The organism is Thermococcus celericrescens (assembly GCF_001484195.1).
In the GTDB taxonomy this organism is placed as follows: Archaea; Methanobacteriota_B; Thermococci; order Thermococcales; family Thermococcaceae; genus Thermococcus; species Thermococcus celericrescens.
The window spans coordinates 1-18,686 of the sequence record NZ_LLYW01000019.1; the positions used below are offsets into that span (position 1 = coordinate 1).

Annotated in this window: 27 protein-coding genes and 2 pseudogenes; 8 read left to right on the forward strand and 21 right to left on the reverse strand. The window is 56.9% G+C overall.

The window, feature by feature from the left end:
- On the reverse strand, positions 1-547 hold a 547-nt coding region (locus APY94_RS05585; RefSeq protein ID WP_058938695.1), incomplete at its 3' end, for a UbiA prenyltransferase family protein.
- 32 nt (positions 548-579) lie between these two features.
- Positions 580-1,446 carry a polyamine aminopropyltransferase gene (gene speE / locus APY94_RS05590; RefSeq protein ID WP_058938696.1) on the reverse strand — a complete coding sequence of 289 codons (867 nt, stop codon included), beginning with the start codon at positions 1,444-1,446 and terminating at the stop codon, positions 580-582.
- Positions 1,447-1,517: 71 nt separating this feature from the next.
- On the opposite strand from speE, the gene APY94_RS13850 reads away from it, so the two are divergent.
- A complete protein-coding gene (locus APY94_RS13850) occupies positions 1,518-1,649 on the forward strand; it encodes a hypothetical protein (RefSeq protein ID WP_281176007.1) in 132 nt (43 codons plus the stop codon).
- An 8-nt stretch (positions 1,650-1,657) separates the two neighbouring features.
- Here APY94_RS13850 and APY94_RS05595 read toward each other — a convergent pair.
- Positions 1,658-2,132: pseudogene (locus APY94_RS05595) on the reverse strand (pyruvoyl-dependent arginine decarboxylase).
- Between the two features lie 166 nt (positions 2,133-2,298).
- Positions 2,299-3,447, reverse strand: coding sequence for a cation:proton antiporter (locus APY94_RS05600; RefSeq protein ID WP_058938777.1), 1,149 nt, complete (start codon positions 3,445-3,447; stop codon positions 2,299-2,301).
- A gap of 74 nt (positions 3,448-3,521) precedes the next feature.
- Between APY94_RS05600 and APY94_RS05605 the strand changes: the two genes are divergently transcribed.
- Positions 3,522-3,929, forward strand: coding sequence for an ACT domain-containing protein (locus APY94_RS05605; protein WP_058938697.1), 408 nt, complete (start codon positions 3,522-3,524; stop codon positions 3,927-3,929).
- Here APY94_RS05605 and APY94_RS13630 read toward each other — a convergent pair.
- Genes APY94_RS13630 through APY94_RS05645 form a run of 10 tightly spaced genes read right to left on the reverse strand, consistent with a single transcriptional unit; the run spans position 3,912 to position 7,702 of the window.
- Positions 3,912-4,172, reverse strand: coding sequence for a hypothetical protein (locus APY94_RS13630; protein WP_245610417.1), 261 nt, complete (start codon positions 4,170-4,172; stop codon positions 3,912-3,914). The genes APY94_RS05605 and APY94_RS13630 overlap by 18 nt on opposite strands.
- A 10-nt stretch (positions 4,173-4,182) precedes the next feature.
- Positions 4,183-4,602, reverse strand: a complete 420-nt coding sequence (locus tag APY94_RS13855) for a proton-conducting transporter transmembrane domain-containing protein (protein WP_281176008.1) — start codon at positions 4,600-4,602, stop codon at positions 4,183-4,185.
- A gap of 20 nt (positions 4,603-4,622) precedes the next feature.
- Positions 4,623-5,414: a proton-conducting transporter transmembrane domain-containing protein gene (locus APY94_RS13860; protein ID WP_281176009.1), complete on the reverse strand. Its 792-nt coding sequence runs from the start codon at positions 5,412-5,414 to the stop codon at positions 4,623-4,625.
- Positions 5,411-5,701, reverse strand: a complete 291-nt coding sequence (locus APY94_RS05615; RefSeq protein ID WP_058938698.1) for a cation:proton antiporter subunit C — start codon at positions 5,699-5,701, stop codon at positions 5,411-5,413. The genes APY94_RS13860 and APY94_RS05615 overlap by 4 nt, the downstream gene beginning before the upstream one ends.
- A complete protein-coding gene (locus tag APY94_RS05620; protein ID WP_014013410.1) occupies positions 5,694-6,095 on the reverse strand; it encodes a Na(+)/H(+) antiporter subunit B in 402 nt (133 codons plus the stop codon). The genes APY94_RS05615 and APY94_RS05620 overlap by 8 nt, the downstream gene beginning before the upstream one ends.
- Positions 6,092-6,334: a hypothetical protein gene (locus APY94_RS05625; protein ID WP_058938699.1), complete on the reverse strand. Its 243-nt coding sequence runs from the start codon at positions 6,332-6,334 to the stop codon at positions 6,092-6,094. The genes APY94_RS05620 and APY94_RS05625 overlap by 4 nt, the downstream gene beginning before the upstream one ends.
- Positions 6,331-6,561 carry a hydrogenase subunit MbhD domain-containing protein gene (locus APY94_RS05630; RefSeq protein ID WP_058938700.1) on the reverse strand — a complete coding sequence of 77 codons (231 nt, stop codon included), beginning with the start codon at positions 6,559-6,561 and terminating at the stop codon, positions 6,331-6,333. Before APY94_RS05630 ends, APY94_RS05625 begins: the two co-directional genes overlap by 4 nt.
- The gene (gene mnhG, locus APY94_RS05635) at positions 6,542-6,856 is read right to left on the reverse strand and encodes a monovalent cation/H(+) antiporter subunit G (RefSeq protein ID WP_058938701.1); all 315 of its coding nucleotides are present in this window, start codon (positions 6,854-6,856) and stop codon (positions 6,542-6,544) included. The genes APY94_RS05630 and mnhG overlap by 20 nt, the downstream gene beginning before the upstream one ends.
- Complete coding sequence (locus APY94_RS05640; RefSeq protein ID WP_058938702.1) at positions 6,849-7,121, reverse strand: monovalent cation/H+ antiporter complex subunit F; 273 nt, start codon at positions 7,119-7,121, stop codon at positions 6,849-6,851. Before APY94_RS05640 ends, mnhG begins: the two co-directional genes overlap by 8 nt.
- A complete protein-coding gene (locus APY94_RS05645) occupies positions 7,097-7,702 on the reverse strand; it encodes a Na+/H+ antiporter subunit E (RefSeq protein WP_058938703.1) in 606 nt (201 codons plus the stop codon). Before APY94_RS05645 ends, APY94_RS05640 begins: the two co-directional genes overlap by 25 nt.
- A gap of 194 nt (positions 7,703-7,896) precedes the next feature.
- Here APY94_RS05645 and gcvH point away from each other — a divergent pair, with 194 nt between their 5' ends.
- Positions 7,897-8,301 (forward strand): glycine cleavage system protein GcvH, encoded by a 405-nt coding sequence (gcvH, locus tag APY94_RS05650; RefSeq protein ID WP_058938704.1) that lies wholly within the window; start codon positions 7,897-7,899, stop codon positions 8,299-8,301.
- 285 nt (positions 8,302-8,586) lie between these two features.
- Entirely contained in the window at positions 8,587-9,687 is a 1,101-nt protein-coding gene (locus APY94_RS05655; RefSeq protein ID WP_342667068.1) for an AAA family ATPase, read from the forward strand.
- An 11-nt stretch (positions 9,688-9,698) separates the two neighbouring features.
- On the opposite strand, the pseudogene gltA reads toward APY94_RS05655, so the two are convergent.
- Together gltA and APY94_RS05665 are read right to left on the reverse strand one after the other, a co-directional pair.
- A pseudogene (gene gltA, locus APY94_RS05660) lies at positions 9,699-11,140 on the reverse strand (NADPH-dependent glutamate synthase).
- The gene (locus tag APY94_RS05665) at positions 11,140-12,021 is read right to left on the reverse strand and encodes a sulfide/dihydroorotate dehydrogenase-like FAD/NAD-binding protein (protein ID WP_058938706.1); all 882 of its coding nucleotides are present in this window, start codon (positions 12,019-12,021) and stop codon (positions 11,140-11,142) included. Before APY94_RS05665 ends, gltA begins: the two are co-directional and overlap by 1 nt.
- A gap of 167 nt (positions 12,022-12,188) precedes the next feature.
- Between APY94_RS05665 and APY94_RS05670 the strand changes: the two genes are divergently transcribed.
- Positions 12,189-12,413 carry a hypothetical protein gene (locus APY94_RS05670; RefSeq protein ID WP_058938707.1) on the forward strand — a complete coding sequence of 75 codons (225 nt, stop codon included), beginning with the start codon at positions 12,189-12,191 and terminating at the stop codon, positions 12,411-12,413.
- On the opposite strand, the gene APY94_RS05675 is transcribed toward APY94_RS05670, so the two are convergent.
- Positions 12,400-13,161 carry a tRNA (adenine-N1)-methyltransferase gene (locus APY94_RS05675; protein ID WP_058938708.1) on the reverse strand — a complete coding sequence of 254 codons (762 nt, stop codon included), beginning with the start codon at positions 13,159-13,161 and terminating at the stop codon, positions 12,400-12,402. The two genes, APY94_RS05670 and APY94_RS05675, sit on opposite strands and share 14 nt — an antisense overlap.
- The gene (locus tag APY94_RS05680) at positions 13,142-13,789 is read right to left on the reverse strand and encodes a DUF257 family protein (RefSeq protein ID WP_245610418.1); all 648 of its coding nucleotides are present in this window, start codon (positions 13,787-13,789) and stop codon (positions 13,142-13,144) included. Before APY94_RS05680 ends, APY94_RS05675 begins: the two co-directional genes overlap by 20 nt.
- A 48-nt stretch (positions 13,790-13,837) precedes the next feature.
- On the opposite strand from APY94_RS05680, the gene APY94_RS05685 reads away from it, so the two are divergent.
- Positions 13,838-14,185, forward strand: a complete 348-nt coding sequence (locus tag APY94_RS05685) for a signal recognition particle protein Srp19 (protein ID WP_058938710.1) — start codon at positions 13,838-13,840, stop codon at positions 14,183-14,185.
- Here the strand turns inward: APY94_RS05685 and APY94_RS05690 are convergent, their stop codons facing one another.
- Positions 14,186-14,431 (reverse strand): Lrp/AsnC family transcriptional regulator, encoded by a 246-nt coding sequence (locus tag APY94_RS05690; RefSeq protein ID WP_012572304.1) that lies wholly within the window; start codon positions 14,429-14,431, stop codon positions 14,186-14,188.
- A gap of 174 nt (positions 14,432-14,605) precedes the next feature.
- A complete protein-coding gene (locus tag APY94_RS13450) occupies positions 14,606-14,968 on the reverse strand; it encodes a hypothetical protein (RefSeq protein WP_058938711.1) in 363 nt (120 codons plus the stop codon).
- Between the two features lie 72 nt (positions 14,969-15,040).
- Between APY94_RS13450 and APY94_RS05700 the strand changes: the two genes are divergently transcribed.
- The gene (locus APY94_RS05700; RefSeq protein WP_058938712.1) at positions 15,041-17,221 is read left to right on the forward strand and encodes an ATP-dependent DNA helicase; all 2,181 of its coding nucleotides are present in this window, start codon (positions 15,041-15,043) and stop codon (positions 17,219-17,221) included.
- Between the two features lie 45 nt (positions 17,222-17,266).
- Entirely contained in the window at positions 17,267-17,869 is a 603-nt protein-coding gene (locus APY94_RS05705; RefSeq protein WP_058938713.1) for a dephospho-CoA kinase, read from the forward strand.
- On the opposite strand, the gene APY94_RS05710 is transcribed toward APY94_RS05705, so the two are convergent.
- A complete protein-coding gene (locus APY94_RS05710; protein ID WP_058938714.1) occupies positions 17,855-18,664 on the reverse strand; it encodes a ZIP family metal transporter in 810 nt (269 codons plus the stop codon). The two genes, APY94_RS05705 and APY94_RS05710, sit on opposite strands and share 15 nt — an antisense overlap.
- Positions 18,665-18,686 lie beyond the last annotated feature (22 nt).

Here is an 18,686-nt window from a genome sequence, read left to right on the forward strand (position 1 = left end):
CTAGGTGGTTCCTGAGCTCGAGGGCCAGGGAATAGAGGAACACCGCGGCGGCGATGCTCCACTCCTCCGCCGTGACTGAGCCGTCGAGGTGGGCCCCGTAGAGGAAGGGCAGGGCTCCAAAGAAGATGCCGTGGGAGAGAACGTCCGCCACCGGCCGCGCCTTGAGCCTCGGCGGGGCGGAATAAACGGTCGCCAGTAAGATCATCGACGCGTACACCACCAGCTCCCCCGTCCCGAGGTTGCTAGCAAGCATCAGTCCCAGCAGTGCCATAGCGAGGGAAGAGGCAACCCCCGCCCTAAAGCTCAGCTCACCGCTGGCGATGGGGTTTTTCTCCCTCTTTCTCGGGTTTATCGAGTCGGTATCCGCGTCGAAGCAGTTGTTTATCGCGAAGGCATAGGCCACGTAGAGGGCGAGTGAAATCAGGAACACGAGCACACGGGTGACATCGGGGGTGGCCCCCAAACTGAACGCGAGACCCAGGAGCCCCATGCCTATGAATGCCCTCCCATCGAGGATTCGAGCGTTTCTGATAACCGCGCGGAGCATGGCGGTACCTCCAAAAAGTTTTAGAAAAGTCGTCAGGCCCTCTCAAGGAGGTCCCTGACGTATTTGGGCATCTGGAAGAGGGTCCCGTGCCTCTCCGGGTCGTAGTAGTAAAGCTCGAGCCCCCTTCCCCTCTCGACGTCGACCTTCCCGAAATCGATGTCCCCCTTCACACCGACCAGGAAGCTCCAGGGGGATGCGTAGCCTATAACTGGGAAGCTGAAGTAGTAAACCCTGTCGAAGACCTTCTTCATCGCCCTGTAGGCGTCGAGGAGTTCGTTCGTGAAGAGATAGACGCTTCCCGCCTGGGTGATGTAGAGGCCCCTCTCGTTGAGCTTCTCATAGGCGCTTCTGTAGAACCCCTCGCTGAATAGAAGCTTCGCTGGGCCGACGGGGTCTGTGGAGTCAACTATTATGACGTCGAAACGCTCGTCGGTCTCCTTCAGGTACCTCACCCCGTCGCCGATGATGAGCTCTCCCCTTGGCTCCTCCTTCTTTATGAGCCTGTCCAGGAGTTCCGAGGCAACGTCAAGGTAGAGGTAGGAGGCCTCGACAACGCCCTCGTCTATCTCCACCATCGTGGCCTTTTCAACCGTTTTGTGCCTGAGGACTTCCCTCAACGTGCCGCCGTCGCCTCCCCCTATAACGAGCACTCTCCTCGGGTTCGGGTGGGCGAGCATGACCGGGTGAACGAGCGCCTCGTGGTAGCTCTCCTCCCCGATCTCGACGAGCTGAACCGTACCGTCGAGGATGAGCAGCTTGCCGAAACCCTCTGTTTCATAAATTTCGATGCGCTGGTACTCCGTCTGCGTCTCAAAGATGCGCTGCTTGACCTTGAAGCCAACGCCGTAACCGCGAGGGTACCATTCGATGAAAGCCCTTTCCTTCTCGTTGTATCCCATGAGTCTCACCGCCCTTAGGTAGGGCACGGGGTTTTAAAGCTTAAGGTTCTTCCTCACCGAAGAAATTGTGGATGAACGTTCACCCTGTCGGCAGAGGTGAGTACATCGACGTCTGGGCAACGAAGGATAGGGTCAGGTACAACATGCTTTTCGAGAAAATCTCCTCCGGAGAGTACGTCCTCCTGGAAATTGGGAAAGTATGAAAAATGGCTCAGTAGGGGAACATCACCACGACGGCCAGCGCCGCGGCGGGCTTGTCTTTGACGGTTGCGCTGGCGCTCGCGACCTTGAACTCCGCCAGCTTCCAGCCGCGGACGGCGAAGCCCTCCTCAACCATCTTCCTTACCATCTCTTCGGCCTCTTCCTTCGTGCAGTAGCCGCTGTACTCGTAGATGAGACCGCCCTCGTTGTTCTCGCTGATGCCGATTCCAAGGGCAGCGCTTATGGTCATCCCGGGTTCGTCGCTCTCGATGTGGGCGTAGACCGTCGGGAGGAGCATGCCTATTGGCACGTCGTGAACCTCGTCGATCCACTCTATGTGCGCCGGAATGACGCTGCTCAGCCTGACGAGGTTAACGTTCCCTATGCCCAGCTTGAGGAGTGCGTTGTCAAATGCGTTCAGCTTGGTTCCGCCCTCTGCGGCGGCGGCACCTACTAAAAGCCCTCTTGGGGGTTGTCCAGCTCATCTCAGCTTCCTCCTTTCTTCTCTCACTTATATGGTGATTATACGGCAAAGCAACGGTTCACTTACTCGCTACTCTGCGGGCGGCTTAAAAACGTTTCGCTATATCTGAAAGAACCTCTGATGGCCCGCCTCGTGGCCAGACCTCAGAGGTGAAGCAGGATTGAGCACTATGCGGCACTGCTGGACCTCTTTTTCTGATGGTGGTTCACGACCCTTCCGAGGGTTGCGGAGGCGAATATGCCGAGCACGCTGGCGAGGGATGCCATGGCGTACATGTGCTCGCTTAGAACTCCCGAGACGAAACCTATCTCGCCGATGAGGAGGCCGAGGACACCGAAGCTCGCTATGCCAGCGCCCCTGACGAGGCTCGTGGAGAGATCTGTCTTTCTCACGGCCAGAACCGACAGCGTTAGCCTCACCGCGTATATCGCGGCGAAGAACTCTATCACTACGAAGGACAGCTCTGTTTCGAAGTTCAAACCACGCCAGGCGAAGAATATCGGGGCGAAGATTCCGTAGGTGACTCCGCTGACTATCGTGGTCAGCCTGTCGTACTGCTTGGTACCGACGAGGTCGCTGTGCATCATCAAACCGGCGAGGAAGCCGCCTATGCTGAAGTGCATTCCTATCTCCTCGCTGATGAATGCGAGGGATGTGGAGAACACCATGAACAGTCCGAAAACGGCCTCATCGCTCCTGAGCCTGCGGAGGAAGCGTATTATGCGGACCTTCTGCTTTATGCCGAGGAGGTAGTTGATGTAGAGCAGGGTCCCCACGAAGGCGAGGTCCTTCAGCACGCTCGACAGTATCGGCCCGTAGTCGCCGGGGTTCTCGTTAAACCTTACGACCATGTAAACGAGGAACAGCCCGAATATCTCGCTTATCACCGCGTAGGAGAGGGCCACGTGGAGAAAGTCGCTCCCGAAGAACCTCTTGAGCCTGAGCACTATCGGGGCCGATGCTATTGACAGTATTGCCGCGGTTATGACGTTGTCCGGGCCGACGCGTCCCCCGGTGAATGGAATCGTCGTGAGGAACATCACCCCGTACGTGAGGATATAGAGAGGCAGGGTTTTCCTCCCCGCGTAGTGAAGCTCCTCGGGGGTCACCTCCAGGCCTGCGGATATCATGAGGAAGAACAGGCCCAGTTCCGCCAGCAGGCCCATCTGGTCCCTGGGCATGTCTATCAGGATCGCGCTCAGGATCATTCCCGCGGTGATTTCGCCGAGAAACCCCGGGTAGCCCAGCCTCTCGAATCCCTCAGCCAGGAGTCTTGCGAAGGCTATGATTACGAAGACGTACCCTATGATTTCCATGGCTTCCATTACGTCCGGGATGTTAATAATTTTTCTGCCGGCAACCTTTTATTCCCACGCGGAGAGTTTTAATCATGAGACACTATGAGATAGTCAGGATCAAGGAGAACGGCAAGGTTGAGCTGCCCCGGGATTACGCCTACGAGCTTGGCGTGGTGGAGGGCGCATATTTCCTCCTTGAGATAGACACCGACCTCAAGGAGGTTCACCTGGAAAGGGTGGCCCTGCCTGGAAAGAAGCTCGTAGAGGTTGAGCTCGTTGTGGAGGACCGTCCGGGGGTTCTGGCCAGGATCAGCGGTCTCTTCGGCAGGCACGGGGCCAATATACTCTTCAGCGAGTCAGAGGAGTTCGGTGCCATCGGACTGGCCGGCATCGTCGCGGTCGTGGACGTGAGCGGGATGAGCATAACCCTGGATGGCCTGAAAAATGAGCTCGCCTCCCTGTCCGCGGTGAAGGAGGTTCATCTAAACCCCCTGGAGTAGAATCATGGCTATGGTCACCATCACGAAAACCGCGGTGAGGATGTTCACATCCCTCCCGATTTCCCTGGGGCCGGCCCTTGGGCTCCTGTCGAGAACCCCGAGCCACTTCAGGAGTGCAAAGAGGAGGAGCGCGGAGGATAGATACAGGACCTCCCTGGGATTTACGCCTGCTCCAAGGTAAACGCCGGTTAGGATGGCCGCCAGCGCTAGGCCAAGCGGCGACAGCTTCCATGCCGCGGGCATTCCCGGGGCCTCACCCCGTCTCAGATGGTGGTTCAGTTTTGCGAAGGAAGTGAGTGTCCCGATGCTTCCCAAGGGGACTGCGAGTTTCCAAAGGCCTGACAGGCTTTCGTAGAGCAGTTCCTTTCCGTATGCCCCCACCAGTGGTCCTATTCCTCCTATCGCGAGGCTGAGGGTAAGGACGGAGGCTGCCATAACGGGCGCGTTCCTGTAGCCGAACTCCCCCGAGCTTTCTGCTCTCCCTCCCGAGCGAACCCACCGCCAGGAACAGGCCTCCCTTGAATATGGAGTGTGCCATCGCGTAGTACGCCGCCCCGACGAAGTTGAGGCTCCCAACGCCGAGGAGGACGTAGCCCATCTGGGAGACGGTGGAGTACGCCAGGAAGCGCTTTGCGTCCTGCTCGACCAGCATCATGCTAACGCCAAAGAACATTGATGCCACCGCCACCCCCATTACGGCCGCCCTGAAGGTTTCCCCGGAGGGAGGGCGGAGAGGAGGAGTATCATCCCGTAGGCGGGGGCCTTAACAACGGCGCCGCTCAGAACCGCGCTCACGGGAGTCGGCGCGCTCGAGTGGGCGTCCGGGAGCCAGGAATGGAGCGGGAAGATGCCTGCCTTGAGGAGAAGCGAGGTAAACGCCAGTGCCAGGGCGGTGTTTAGCTCCCTGGATGGCCCGGCACTCTCTCTGACGAGATCGACGTTGAGATAGCCGGTCTCCATGTAGATTATCCCGACCGCAAAGACGAAGAGGTACGATGCCAGCAGGGACATTATGAGGTACCTGAACGCAGCTCTCTTGGAGCCCTTTTCGTCCGAGAAGGCCACGAGCGCAAAGGCCGATACAGATGCTATCTCGGAATATATGTAGAAATTGAAGAAGTCCCGTGCTATGAACGCTCCCATAAGCCCCGTGTGGAGGAGCAGGAGGAGCGCGAGAACCTTCGGCGTCTTTTTGTTCCTGAAATCTAAGTAGTACAGGGAGTACAGGGCGACGAAGATGAAGAGCACAAGCTCACCCGCGATAAATGGCAGGTTCGTCCGCGTTAGCGCGACCTCTATTCCCGCCTCCCGCGCCCAGCCCCCGACGATCTCCGAACCAAGCCCATTTAAGAGAACGACCGGAACCGGCAGGAGGGCTCCGAGCAGAAAGACTCCCTGGATTAAGCTCCGTTTGGCCTTCAGCACATCGAGGAGCATGAGTATGAAAGCGGCCAGCAGGGGCAGCGCGGCCAGCAGGGGTATCATTCGCCGTCACCCCCCATCCGCATTATAACCGCGAGGGCTAGGGAGGTTATCGCGACGTCCACGACGAGGGTGGTGAGCATGAGCGTTGCCGGGAGCGGGTCAACGGGGTCCGTTGGCATTATCGGCACGTCCTTTTCGGGGGAGTACGCGAGACCTATGAAGAATAGGACAAGCCCGAGGGAGACGATGTTTATCGAGAGGACTAGCTTTATCGGCTCCCTTTTGGCCATCAGACCGTAGATTCCAACGAGCATTATCAGGATTCCAGCATGCTCCGGACTAATCACTTTCGACCCACCTCAGCAGGATGTAGAAGACGAACGTGAAAGCCGCGCCGACCTCCAGCCCCACGATCACGTTGAAAGGCAGGATTATCCCCCCCTCCGTCGGCAGGAAGTTTGAATAGAACGCCCCCAGCCCGAGGCCTGCAATTCCGAGGAGCACCAGCAGCGCCCCGGCGGAGCTCTCTATGAGGCCAGCCCAGTTGAAGTGGAACTTCCTCCGGACTTTGCCGTAGCCGTGTGAGGTGATGAGCAGTATCACTGCCACCGCCAGGATAACCCCTCCCTGGAAGCCGCCGCCGGGACTTACGTGGCCGTAGAGCATCAGATAGGCCGCGTAGGTGACGAGGAATGGGCTTACCATCTTGGTCGTCGTCCTCACAACGGTGCTCATCTTCACTTTTTCTTCCCCCCGAGGAGGACGTAAAAGCCGATGACGGCCGTGAAGAGCAGACTCGCCTCGCCAAGGCTGTCATAGGCCCTCCAGCCGGCTAGGATGGCCGACACTAGGTTGGGAACGTTTATCTCCGTCCAGTGGGTGACGTAGTACGCATAGCTCCCTCCGTAGGGCGGCGAGTAGCTCAGCGAGAGGAGCAGAACGCCCAGTGCGAGCGTCAGGGCGGCGGCAGCGGCCCTCACCGCGTCACCCCCTTTATTGTGAAGAGGAACACCCCTATGACTATTGCCCCCACCACTATTGCGGAGAGGGCCACGTCGGGGGCGTTCAGCTCGAAGAGTGCCAGGATGAAGAGCAGGCTGAGGAGGGAGTATTTAACGACTGCACTGACCAGGTTCCTCTCCTCAACCACCGCAACGGCAAGGATCATCATCGCGAGGAAGACCACATCAAGGATTGTCCCAAGCATACATGTCCACCACGACTTTTGGCTTGACCCCGTAGCGATAGGCACCCCTCGCGAGGGCGTGGCTCACCATGGGGTTCATCATGGCTATAAGGAAGGCCAGGACGAGGAGTTTGGCCCTCACCAGGGCGGGGGCGTTCATGGTGATGATGAGGTAGAGGATTATGCTCATCGCCCCTCCAGTGTCGCATTTTGTGGCCGCGTGGAGTCTGGTGTAAACATCGGGAAATCTGAGTATCCCGAGGGCCCCGAAGAGCATTACAGCTTCCCCGAAGAGGAGGAGCAGAACCTCAAGCACCGGCACCCCTCCTTTCCATGTACTTCGCCAGAATCAGTCCCCCGACCGAGTTCACCATGAGTAGGACTATCGCGAGGTCTATCAGGTAGTACTCGCCCCTCATGACGGAGACCAGTGCTATTATCACCACCACCTTCGTCGTTATGGTGTTCAGGCCCACTATCCTGTCGGGAAGGGTCGGTCCCCTGAGCACGCGGTATGTTATCAGCACCGCCGTGAAGACGAGCAGATAGAATGCGCTCACCAGAAGACCTTCTTGAGCCATTCCTCTATGTCCCCCTTTATTTTTTCCCCGGCCTTCTCCCGGTTGAGGGTCTCCAGGTCTATCCAGTGAACGTAGAGGTAGGTCTCGTCGAGCTTCTTCTTGACGTCCAGTGTAAGGGTGCCGGGCGTCAGGGTTATGGAGTTCGCGAGTATCGTTACGCCCGTGTCGGAGTGCAGATCGGTCCTTATCTTGACGATGCCCGGGTTGATGTCCATGAATATTACGTTCCTGGCCACCTTCACGTTGCTCTCCAGCAGGCGGAAGGCCATTATCACCAGATACTGGGGCAGGTAGATGAGGGCGAAGTAGAGGATTTTCTCAACTATGTGCCCGCTCCGCCGTATGTCGTCCATCAGGAGATCGCGCATGAAGAGCGACACAAGAAGGGTGACCACGGCGCCGGTGATGAGGTCCCTCGGCTCCACGCTGGAGGTTATGACGACCCAGAACGCCATCAGGGCGAGCCAGGTCAGGGCCATCCTTTCCCAAGGCGGCAGGCCGGACGCCCCGGAGGTTCCGTGGAGAACCCTCTCGTTGAGGGTCTTCAGCCTCTCCTTTAGGTAGAAGGGGACGCGGCTCATGTGGTGGTTTAGGGTACGAGGGGTTATAACACTTTTGCAATTGGCCAAAGGTTGCCCGGATCTGTGAAATTCGTTCGGAGTTCTTCGGGAAACACCGAAACTTTGTGCAGCCGAAGTGAAAACGGCGAATGCAGAATCCTTCACTCATGGAAAGGTTTAAATCTCTGCTCTTCCTACGAGAACCGGTGATGTTCATGATTGAAGTCGGAGAATACAGGGTTAAGGAGGGCCTTTACTACACGAAGGACCACGAGTGGGTCCAGGTTCTTGAGGACGGGACGGTCCTCATCGGAATAAGCGACTACGCCCAGAAGGAGCTCGGCGACCTGGCCTACGTCGAGCTTCCGGACGTCGGTTCTGAGCTCAGCAAGGGCGACGTTCTCTGCGAGCTTGAGAGCGTCAAGGCCGTTTCCGAGGTCTATGCCCCGGTCAGCGGTGAGGTCACTGAGGTCAACGCCGAGCTCGAGGACAGCCCGGAGCTTCTCAACGAGGACCCCTACGAGAACTGGATAGCCAAGCTCAAGCCGAGCAACCTCGACGAGGAGCTCAAGGAGCTTATGGACGCCGAGGCCTACGCCGAATACCTCGAGAGCCTCTGATTCTGTTCTCTTTTCATTCCATTCCCCGCTAAAAGAGAGTTCTGAAGGGAGTGAGCTCCGCTCTCTTTTATCATCATTTCCATATCGGTTCAGATACCCTAGAGCTCGTCATCGCTCGTTCTACACTCTCAAGGAGGGAGTTAAAAGGGTAGTGGCTCGGCCAGTATGCCCTTCCTTACCCCCGGCCACTCCGGGGCTCGTCATCACCGGCTCGTTCTACCCAAATTAGCATTGATAAACCCCTCGAAACCCTTATAACTTCTGCCCCAGTAGTTAACTACTGGGGTGGTAGTTGTGTACTTCGACACTCGTCCGAAAAGGAGAAAAGAGGATCTATATGATCGGGAAGATGAGTTGGGCGAGTTCGAGAAGTCCATAAAGTCCAACAACCCGCTAACGGTCATCACTGGCATAAGGAGGCTTGGAAAGACCTCACTTCTTCTCGTGGGCCTCAACCAGCTTTCCTTCCCCTACGTTCTCGTGGACTTCAGGGGGGTTAATCCAAACTCCCGTATGGATGTCTATAAGAGGATAGAGAACGCCGTCAATGCCTTCTTTCGCGAGAACCGAGAAATCTGGGAAGAACTCAGGGAAAGTCTCAAGAGCATCTCGGGCCTCAGACTACTGGGCTTTGGGGTGAGCTTCTCCTGGAAGGAGGAAAAGACCGACCTGGTGGCCCTTTTCAGGGAGCTGGAGAAATACAATGTCGTCTTGGCCTTCGACGAAGTTCAGTACCTCAGGGGGCCAGTCGGTAGTGAGTTCGCGGGCTTGATAGCCCACCTCTATGACTACTCAGAGCTGAGGATAGTGATGACCGGCTCTGAAGTGGGCCTGCTTCACGACTACCTCGGGGTTGATGACCCCAGCGCCCCGTTATACGGAAGGTACTTCCACGAGGTGAGCCTGTCCCGATTTATCCCCGAGCAGAGCAGGGATTTCCTGATAAAGGGGTTCGAACAGGTCGGTATAACCCCGCCGGAAAATCTCATAGAAGACGCCGTTGAAAGACTCGACGGAATAGTAGGTTGGCTTGTCCTCTTCGGGAGGAAGGCCATGGAGAAAGGGCTATCGGAAAGGCTCATAGGCGAGGTCTTTGAGGATGCCAGGGCACTCGCCATGAGCGAGTTCGAGAACTTTCTGAAGAAAAGGATCGCGGCTAGGGAGCGATACATTGAGATGATGAGAGCCATAGCGGGTGGAAAGAGGACGTGGGAAGAAATAAAAGAACACCTTGAGAGAAAAGAAGGTAAGAGCATAGCGGACAGCGTTCTGGCGAGGCTCCTTAAGGGACTTGTGGATTCATCGTTCCTTGAGAAAAGAATCGAGAGAAGGAACGTTTACTACATGATTCCGGACCCGATACTGGAGGCCGCATTTAAGAATTAAAGAAAGGGCAATCAGGCGTTGCCTTCCCTCTTCTTCGTGAGGTACTCGTGGATGGCCTTGGCGGCCCTCCTTCCGTCACCCATCGCGAGGATGACCGTCGCCTCTCCCCTTATCGCGTCTCCGCCCGCGAAGACTCCCGGAATGCTCGTCATCAGGTTCTCATCGACGACGATCCTTCCGCGCTCGACCTTGAGGCCAGGTGTGTTGACGATGAGCCTGTTGGGGTGCTTTCCGATGGCTATGATGACGGTGTCGGCTTCGAGCGTAACGTACTCGCCTGTTCCAACTATCTTCCTCTTTCCGCGAGCATCGCGCTCCTCGAGGGCCTTCATCTTCTCGAACTTAACCGCCTTGACCTTGCCGTTCTCGTCGCCTATGAACTCTACCGGGTTGATGTAGAACTCGAACTTTATGCCCTCCTCCTTGGCGTGGTGGACCTCCTCAACCCTGGCGGAGACATCCTCCGGGCCGCGGCGGTAGGCTATGGTGACCTCGGCACCGAAGCGCCTCGCGCTCCTCGCGGCGTCCATTGCGGTGTTTCCGGCACCGATGACGATGACCTTCTTGCCGACCTTGACGGGGGTGTCGTACTCTGGGAATAGGTAGGCCTTCATGAGGTTCACGCGCGTGAGGAACTCGTTGGCGGTGTATATTCCGTTGAGGTTGATTCCGGGGGCGTTGATGAGCTCGGGGTTCCGGCACCGGAGCCTATGAAGACGGCGTCGTATTCCTCGAGGAGTTCCTCTATGGTGACGGTTCTTCCAACGACGTGGTCGGTGAGTATCTTAACGCCGAGCTTCCTGAGCTTGTCAATCTCGCTCTCGACGATGCTCTTGGGCAGCCTGAACTCGGGGATGCCGTACATGAGCACTCCGCCCGCCTCGTGAAGGGCCTCGTAGATGGTAACGTCGTAGCCGAGCTTGGCGAGCTCGCCGGCGGCGGTGAGTCCTGCCGGTCCGGCTCCGATGATGGCCACACTCTGGCCCTTCTTCTCAATCTTCGGGATTATCTCGAAGAGGAGCTCCTCGTCTATGCCCTTCTCGCGGGCGTAGTCGGCTACAAACCTCTCGAGCTTTCCGATGTTTATCTTGTCACCGACCTTGCCCATGACACAGTTCATCTCACACTGGTCCTCCTGCGGGCAGACCCTTCCGGTGGTGGCGGGAAGGGAGTTGCAGGCCCAGATGACGTTGAGGGCCTCCTTAACTGCCTTGTCAGGATCGTCGCGGTACTGGACGAGCTTGCTTATGAAGCCTGGAATGTCGATGTGGACGGGACAGCCCTTTATACAGGGCGCGTAATTGTAGGGGCACTGGAGGCAGCGCTCGGCCTCCTTAACGGCAAGCTCGAAGGTGTAACCGAGGTTCACCTCCGCGAAGCTCTTAATACGCTCCTCCGCCGGCATCTCCGGCGTCGGAACGCGCTCCTTGATGATCTTCCTCTTAACCGCCATTACTGCTCACCCCCTTGGAGGGCCTGCTCGAAGAGTTTCATGTACTCCTGCATGGCCCTCTGCTCCATATCCGTGTAGTAGCCGCTCCTCGCTATGAGCTCGTCCCAGTTCACCTGGTACGCGTCGAACTCCGGCCCGTCTATGCAGGCGAACTTAACCTCGCCGCCGACGGTGACGCGGCAGGCGCCGCACATTCCTGTTCCATCCACCATTATCGGGTGGAGGTCGGACTTCATGGGGATGCCGAACTCTTTGACTACGTTGAAAACGGCCCTCTGGTCTCCGGCGGGGCCGACCATGAAGACCATGTCGTACTCCTCCTTCTCTAGGAGTTCCCTGACCTTCTCGGTCAGCCTCTTGGTGACGTTCTTCATGTTGGTCGGGAAGTCAAGGTTCGGATCGATCGGGACGGTCTCAAGGATGTGCCTGCCGACGGCTTCCTCCAGCTCGTCCTTGAGGACGACCATCGGCTCGAAGGTGACGTGGAGTGTCGTAACGTCGTTTCCGAGCTCCTGCCAGGCCTTGGCTATGGGGTAAACCTCAACTATTCCGGTGTAGGCACCGATGGCGAGTATCTTTCCGAACTTCTCCATCTCGGCCGGGTTTCCGAGCGGGCCGGCGATGTTCAGTATCTCATCGCCCGGCTTCAGCTCGTTGGCCATCCTCATGGTGGTCCTTCCCCTGATGAACGTTATGAGCACTATCCAGCCCTCATCCCTGTCCCACATGACGGGTGTGAGCGGGATCCTCTCCCCGTTTTTGAAGGCCCTGACTATGACGAACTGTCCTGGCTGGACCTTCTTAGCCACATGAGGCGCGTGGATCCTGTACCATATGTTCCTCATGGCGATCTCTTTCTTTTCAAGTATCTTGTATGGCACAATGAACACCTCCGTACACAGGTTCAAACTTGGTCATCTAAAGGTTTGCAACCTGTGGTGTTTATAAAGATGTTGTTAACCAAAGGTTTGCTGAGCGGAAGGATCCTCGAGCGTGCTGGGAAAAGATTAAAAAACGTTCGCAAAAAGGGCTGTTGGGGGGTAACGCTATGAAGCGTCTCGTTTATTACATATCAACACTGCTGGCGGCGGTAGCCCTCTTCTGGCCGGTGATCTACGGCAGCGTTCCGGCCCTGAGGGTGCTCCCAGGGAACCCCGTGGTTCAGGGTATCATGGGGCTCGTGCTCTTTGGAGGACTCGCCTACATGACTTTCGACGAGACCGCAGAAGAGACCGGCGGGATTGGAGAAAAGGGAGAGCTCACAGCTTCCTGATGAATGTTATGTATCCCGTATGGGCCAGCATAGTCGTCTTCGGCCTCATGCACTCCTTCTTTACCTCCTGCTCCCTGACGAGGACCTCGACGACCCTCGGTTTGTAGAAGTGCTCCTTGTACTCCTGAAACGCCTGGAAGAATCTGTGGACCTGGTTCATGCACGGGGTGTACGCCACGAAGTAGCCGCCGGGTCTGAGAACCTCAACGGCGTGAGGGAGGACGTTCTCTGGCTGAGGCAGGTCGAGGACTATGTGGTCGGCGTACTCTTCATCTATGCCCTCGTAGATGTTCTTGAGCTTTATGGTTACCCTGTCAGAGAATCCAGCCAGCTCGATGTTCTTCTGGGCTATCCTGGCGAAGTCCTCGCGGCGTTCGTAGCTGATAACCCTTCCGTTTGGCCCGACGGCGTTGGCGAGGAATATCGTGAGCGCGCCGCTCCCGACGCCCGCCTCTATCACCGTATCGCCGGGGGAAATACCAGCGTAGGCGAGTATTATGCCGGCGTCCTTGGGGTGGACTATTTGCGGTCCGCGCTTCATCTTGGCTATTATGTCGTTTATGTCGGGTTTGAGGACCCTGAACTCCTCGTTTCGGTGGCTGACTATCGTCTCGCCGTACTCCTTCCCTATGAGCTCGCCGAGCTTGAGTATTCCCAGATCGGTGTGGAACTCCCTCTCCGATACCGTCACCAGGTAGCGCTTGCCCCTCCTATCGATGAGCAGAACCTTATCCCCTTCCCTGATCAATCGCTCCACCTTCCTTTTTTACTTTCAGGCCGTCCCGTGATATGTGGAACACCATCGAGGCGATTTCCTCAAGCATCGCTAGGTGTTCACTTCTCAGAACGCCCGCGTTTATAAAGTGTATCCCCACCCAGTCCTCCAGGGGTATCGTGCTGATGCCGGTTAGTATGGCCTTTATCGCCTCGTCCCCACCGAAGTGTATGTAGTGGCCGAGCCCGAAGGTGATGAAGTACTCCGGCTTTGTGGGGGAATGGCTTATCCTGCTGACGATGGTGTAGTAGTTCTTCAGGAACGTGTGTGAATCGTAGGCCGGAACCACCTCCCCTATAACGTCGCCGTAGCTGGTGGAGCCGGGGCCGATCTTCACGACCTTTATTTTTTTAATGAGTTCTATCACTCCCGAGTACTCCTTTCCGGAGACCTTTCGGGTGTAGTTTCTGAAGAGAATGCCCCCAATGCCAAAGAAATCTGCCACGACGACCCCGTCCCTCTCAACGAGTGCCGGCAGAAGGACGCCCCACGAGAACTCTTCCACTGGATACGTGGGGGCGTACTCGAGCAGAATAACGTCTCCCCGGTTGGCCTTGCCGAAGATGTACTTCTCGAAGATGGGGATGTCCACGCGACTCACCAAAAGGGTTTTTAATGGCACTTCTTTTAAATCTTGTCAGGTGGGAAGATGAGAAAGTTCGTGGTGTGGCCCAGCGAGCTCGACGCAAGGCTCAGCAGGCGCTACGGAAGGGCTGTGAGCAGGGAACTTGCCATCGACGGACCGAAGGTTCAGGAGATAGCCGATGCCGCGCTGGCCCTCGGGATGAAGGTGATCGAGCTCGATGAGGAGAAACTCAACCCTCGGCTGGCAGGTCTCGACGATGAGTACCGGCTCAGGGGAATGCTCCGAATCGAGAGCAGGCACCCTAAGGGCAAATCCCTGAGGATGCTTGGGCAGAAGATCAGGGAAATCAGAAAGACCCAGGTCAAGCCCCGGGGCAAGAAGAAACGCAAATCCGGGAAGAAAAAGAGGTGATCACTCCTCTTCTTCCATTTCTACGACTATGGCGGTAGTGGTATCGATAACGCCGTCAATGTTGTGTATGTCGTGGAGTATCCTCCTGGTCAGCTCGCCGAGGTCCTTCGCCTCGATGTGGACTATAGCATCGTAGGGGCCGGTGACGGCGTCGGCCTTGGTAACGCCCGGAATCTGTTTGAGCGCCTCTATGACGCTCTCAACTTTCCCAATCTCAACGGTCAGTAAAACGTACGACCTAACCATTTTTCATCACCGCGGAAAGGCTTTACATCTCTATCTAGCCCTCCAACTCATTTAAGCTTTTCGTAGTTTTTTCGGATATCTTTGGGGAGTTGCATATTGAGAACGCTGCCTATAAGTAACCAATAGTGCGCTTAAGAGGCTTACACGGCACTAAAAGTGGTATCGAAAGATTTATTACCTCATCAATCCTATAGAATATGCCATTAATGTAAAGGTCAAGTGTTCAATAGCCCTGTTAGTGGTTTTTTCTGTTGCAGCCAGCGGCTGTATAGGTGGAAGTAGCGGTGAGACAACCACCATTCCGCAGAGCACCACGGAAAGTCCGACGGGTACCCAGACCACGTCAAGTGGTTCCTCAGGGAGTCCTCTTCCAGCAGGGCCCCTCGAGGTCTGGCCTCGAGCCGCTGGAGGTTTTCGGCCTTTCTTATCAGCGTTGCACGCCTCTCGGGTTTCTCCACCCTCAGCGAAAAGTACGCATCCACGCCGTACATCCCCGGTTCTTGTCTCGAAGAGCACGTAGGGAACCCTCAGCCTCATGCATCTCCCCCCGTTGAGTACGTGGGATAAGCATATAAAACCGCTGGAGGAATAGTCCCGGAGCTGAGGGCTATGAGGGTTGATGAGCTTCCAGTGGACGAGAGGATAAAGAGGATAATCCGTGAGAGGGGAATAGAGGAACTGTACCCGCCGCAGGCGGAGGCCCTGATGAGCGGCGTCCTGGAGGGAAAAAACCTTGTACTCGCCATTCCCACGGCGAGCGGAAAGACCCTTGTGAGCGAGATAGTCATGGTCAACAAGCTTCTCCGAGAGGGGGGCAAGGCGGTCTATCTCGTCCCCCTGAAGGCTCTGGCAGAGGAGAAGTACCGCGAGTTCAAGGAATGGGAGGTTCTGGGTCTCCGCGTGGCCGCAACGACCGGTGACTACGACTCCACCGACGAGTGGCTCGGGCGCTACGATGTAATAATCGCCACCGCCGAGAAGTTCGACTCCCTCCTGAGGCACGGCTCCAACTGGATTGAGGACGTCAAACTGGTCGTGGCGGACGAGGTCCACCTCATAGGCTCCTACGACAGGGGGGCCACGCTCGAGATGATACTCAGTCACATGCTCGGAAAGGCCCAGATTCTGGCCCTGAGTGCCACCGTTGGAAACGCCGAGGAGCTCGCCGAGTGGCTCGATGCCGCGCTGGTTATGAGCGACTGGCGCCCGGTTCAGCTCAGGAAGGGGGTATTCCACATCGGGCAGCTCTTCTGGGAGGACGGCGGAATAGACCGCTACCCCGAGAACTGGGAGAGTCTGGCGATTGACGCGGTCAAGAAGGGCAAGCAGGCGCTGGTGTTCGTCAACACCCGCCGCTCTGCCGAGAAGGAGGCCCTCTCACTGTCCTCCAAGATAGCCCGCCTTCTCACGAAGCCGGAGACCAGGCAGCTGGACGAGCTGGTTTCCTCTATCGAGGACAACCCTACGACGGAGAAGCTCAAGAGGGCGCTGCGGGGTGGTGTCGCCTTCCACCACGCGGGCCTGAGCAGGGCTGAGAGGACCATGATAGAGGACGCATTTCGCTCTAAACTGATAAAGGTAATCGTAGCCACCCCCACCTTGGCCGCCGGCGTCAATACACCCGCATTCCGTGTTATAATCCGCGACACCAAGCGCTACGCTGGCTTCGGCTGGACGGACATACCGGTCCTCGAGATACAGCAGATGATGGGGCGCGCCGGGAGGCCGAAGTACGACAAAGTCGGAGAGGCAATAATCGTCGCAAGGACGGAGGAACCGAGAAGGCTGATGGAGAAATACATCCATGGAAAGCCCGAGAAGCTCTTCTCGATGCTCGCCAACGAGCAGGCCTTCAGGAGCCAGATTCTGGCGCTCGTGACCAACTTCAGAATAGGTAACTTCCGTGAGCTGGTTTCTTTCCTTGAGAGGACTTTCTACGCCCACCAGCGCAGGGATATAGCCTCGCTTGAATACAAGGCCAAGAACGTCGTCTACTTCCTCATCGAAAACGGGTTCATCGACATGGACATGAACGACCGCTTCATGCCCCTGCCCTTTGGAAAACGCAGCTCCCAGCTTTACATAGACCCCCTCACGGCGAAGAAATTCAAGGACGCCTTCCCGAAGCTTGAGAACAACCCAAATCCCTTCGGAATCTTCCAGCTGATAGCCTCGACGCCGGACATGGCCACGCTGAACGCCCGGAGACGGGAGATGGAGGACTACCTCGATCTGGCCTATGAGATGGAGGATAAGCTTTACACGAACATCCCCTACTATGAGGACTCGCGCTTCCAGGGCTTTTTGGGCCAGATAAAAACGGCAAAGGTGCTCCTAGACTGGATAAACGAGGTTCCGGAGACGAGGATATACGAGACCTACAACATAGACCCGGGTGATCTCTACAGAATTCTGGAGCTCGCGGACTGGCTCATGTACTCCCTCATCGAGCTGTACCGGCTCTTCGAGCCGGAGGAAGACGTGCTGAACTATCTGAGAGATCTGCACCTCCGCCTGCGCCATGGCGTTCGCGAGGAGCTCCTCGAGCTGGTTAAGCTCCCCAACATCGGAAGGAAGAGGGCGAGGGCGCTCTACAACGCCGGCTTCAGGAGCCAGGAGGATATAATGCGCGCCAAGGTGAGGGACCTCCTGGAGGTTGAGGGCATTGGAATGAAGGTGGTTGAAGGTTTGTTCCGGCACTTTGGCGTGGAGATGCCGAAGGGTGCTAAAAAGGACTCCAAAAAGGCGGAAAAAGCGCGGAAGGGAACCCTAGATGCTTTCCTGAAGTAGGGCCAATCTTTTTAAATCCCCCTATTTTACTCGGGCGTGGGCACTATGATAATCATCGTGACTGGAATGCCCGGTTCGGGAAAGAGCAGGATTGTCAAGGAATTCGAGAGGAGAGGCTTTCCGAGCGTTTCTATGGGAGACGTCGTGAGGGAGGAGACAGTAAAGCGCGGTCTGGAGCTGACCAAGGAGAACGTTGCCAAGGTGAGCATCCGCCTGAGGCAGGAGCTGGGTCAGAATGCCGTTGCAAAGCTGACGGTCGAGAAGGTGAGGCGCCTCCTTGAGGGCAGCAGGGTCGTCGTTATAGACGGCGTCCGCTCCCTCGACGAGGTTGGAACCTTTAGGAGCGCTTTTCCGACGGAGGAGATAATAATACTCGCCGTTCACACGCCGCCACACACGCGCTTCGAGAGGCTCAAAGCCAGGGGCAGACACGACGACCCGAGGACGTGGGAGGACTTCGAGGAGCGCGACTGGAAGGAGCTGAAGTTCGGCATAGGCAACGTCATCGCGATGGCCGACCACATGATAGTGAACGACTGCAGTAGGGACGAATACGAGGAGAGGGTAAGGGAGCTCGTTGACTTTCTTTTGTCCAAACTTCGCCCCTCAGGCCGGGGAGGAGGTCAGAGGATTCTAGCCGAGCATTGAGTCGAGGAACAGCATCACGTAGAAGCCCACGAAAAAGCCGAGGGTTACGAGCGTCTGGTTCTTTTCTCCCCTGTATATCTCCGGTATCATCTCCTTCACCGTGACGTACAGCATCGCGCCGCCCGCCATGCCTAAGCCGTACGGTAAAAGCCAGCTGAAGAGCGTGAAGAAGTACGCTCCAACAAGAACCATCGCCATCTCCGCGAAGCCGCTCAAGACGCCCATGGCTATCGGTGTCAGGCGCTTCTTCTGTATCGCCGCCAGCGGGAGGGAAACAACAGTCCCCTCGGGGAAGTCCTGGATGCCAATCGCTATCGTCGTGACGAGGCCCACCTCCAGGTTGTAGACGAGGGACGTCCCGACCGCGAGGCCCTCCGGCAGGTTGTGGATTATCACCGCTATGACAAGAAGCCAGACCTTCCTCAGCTTGTCCTTCATGGATTTGGGGCCCTCGTAGCCCTTGACGAGGTGTTCATGTGGGAGAAAGCGGTCTATGGCGTAGATGAGCAGCACCCCAAGGGCTATCCCGATTCCAGCCGGTGCAAAAGAGCCGGTGCTCTCTATCGCTGGCAGGATGAGACTCGTGAAGGCCGCCACTATCATCACGCCGGCGGCGAAGCTGAGGGCAAAATCAACGCCTCCCTCGGGGAGGCTCTTGGCGAATATCGCCACCATAGCTCCGAGAGAAGTCATGAGTGCGACGAAAAGTCCGGCGTAGAAAGCAACCCACATGATTTCGCCGTTCGAGATGCTCAGTATCCACTCCGCGAGACTGGCCACGAAGTTCTCTAACACTATTAGGCCACCCTAACTATTT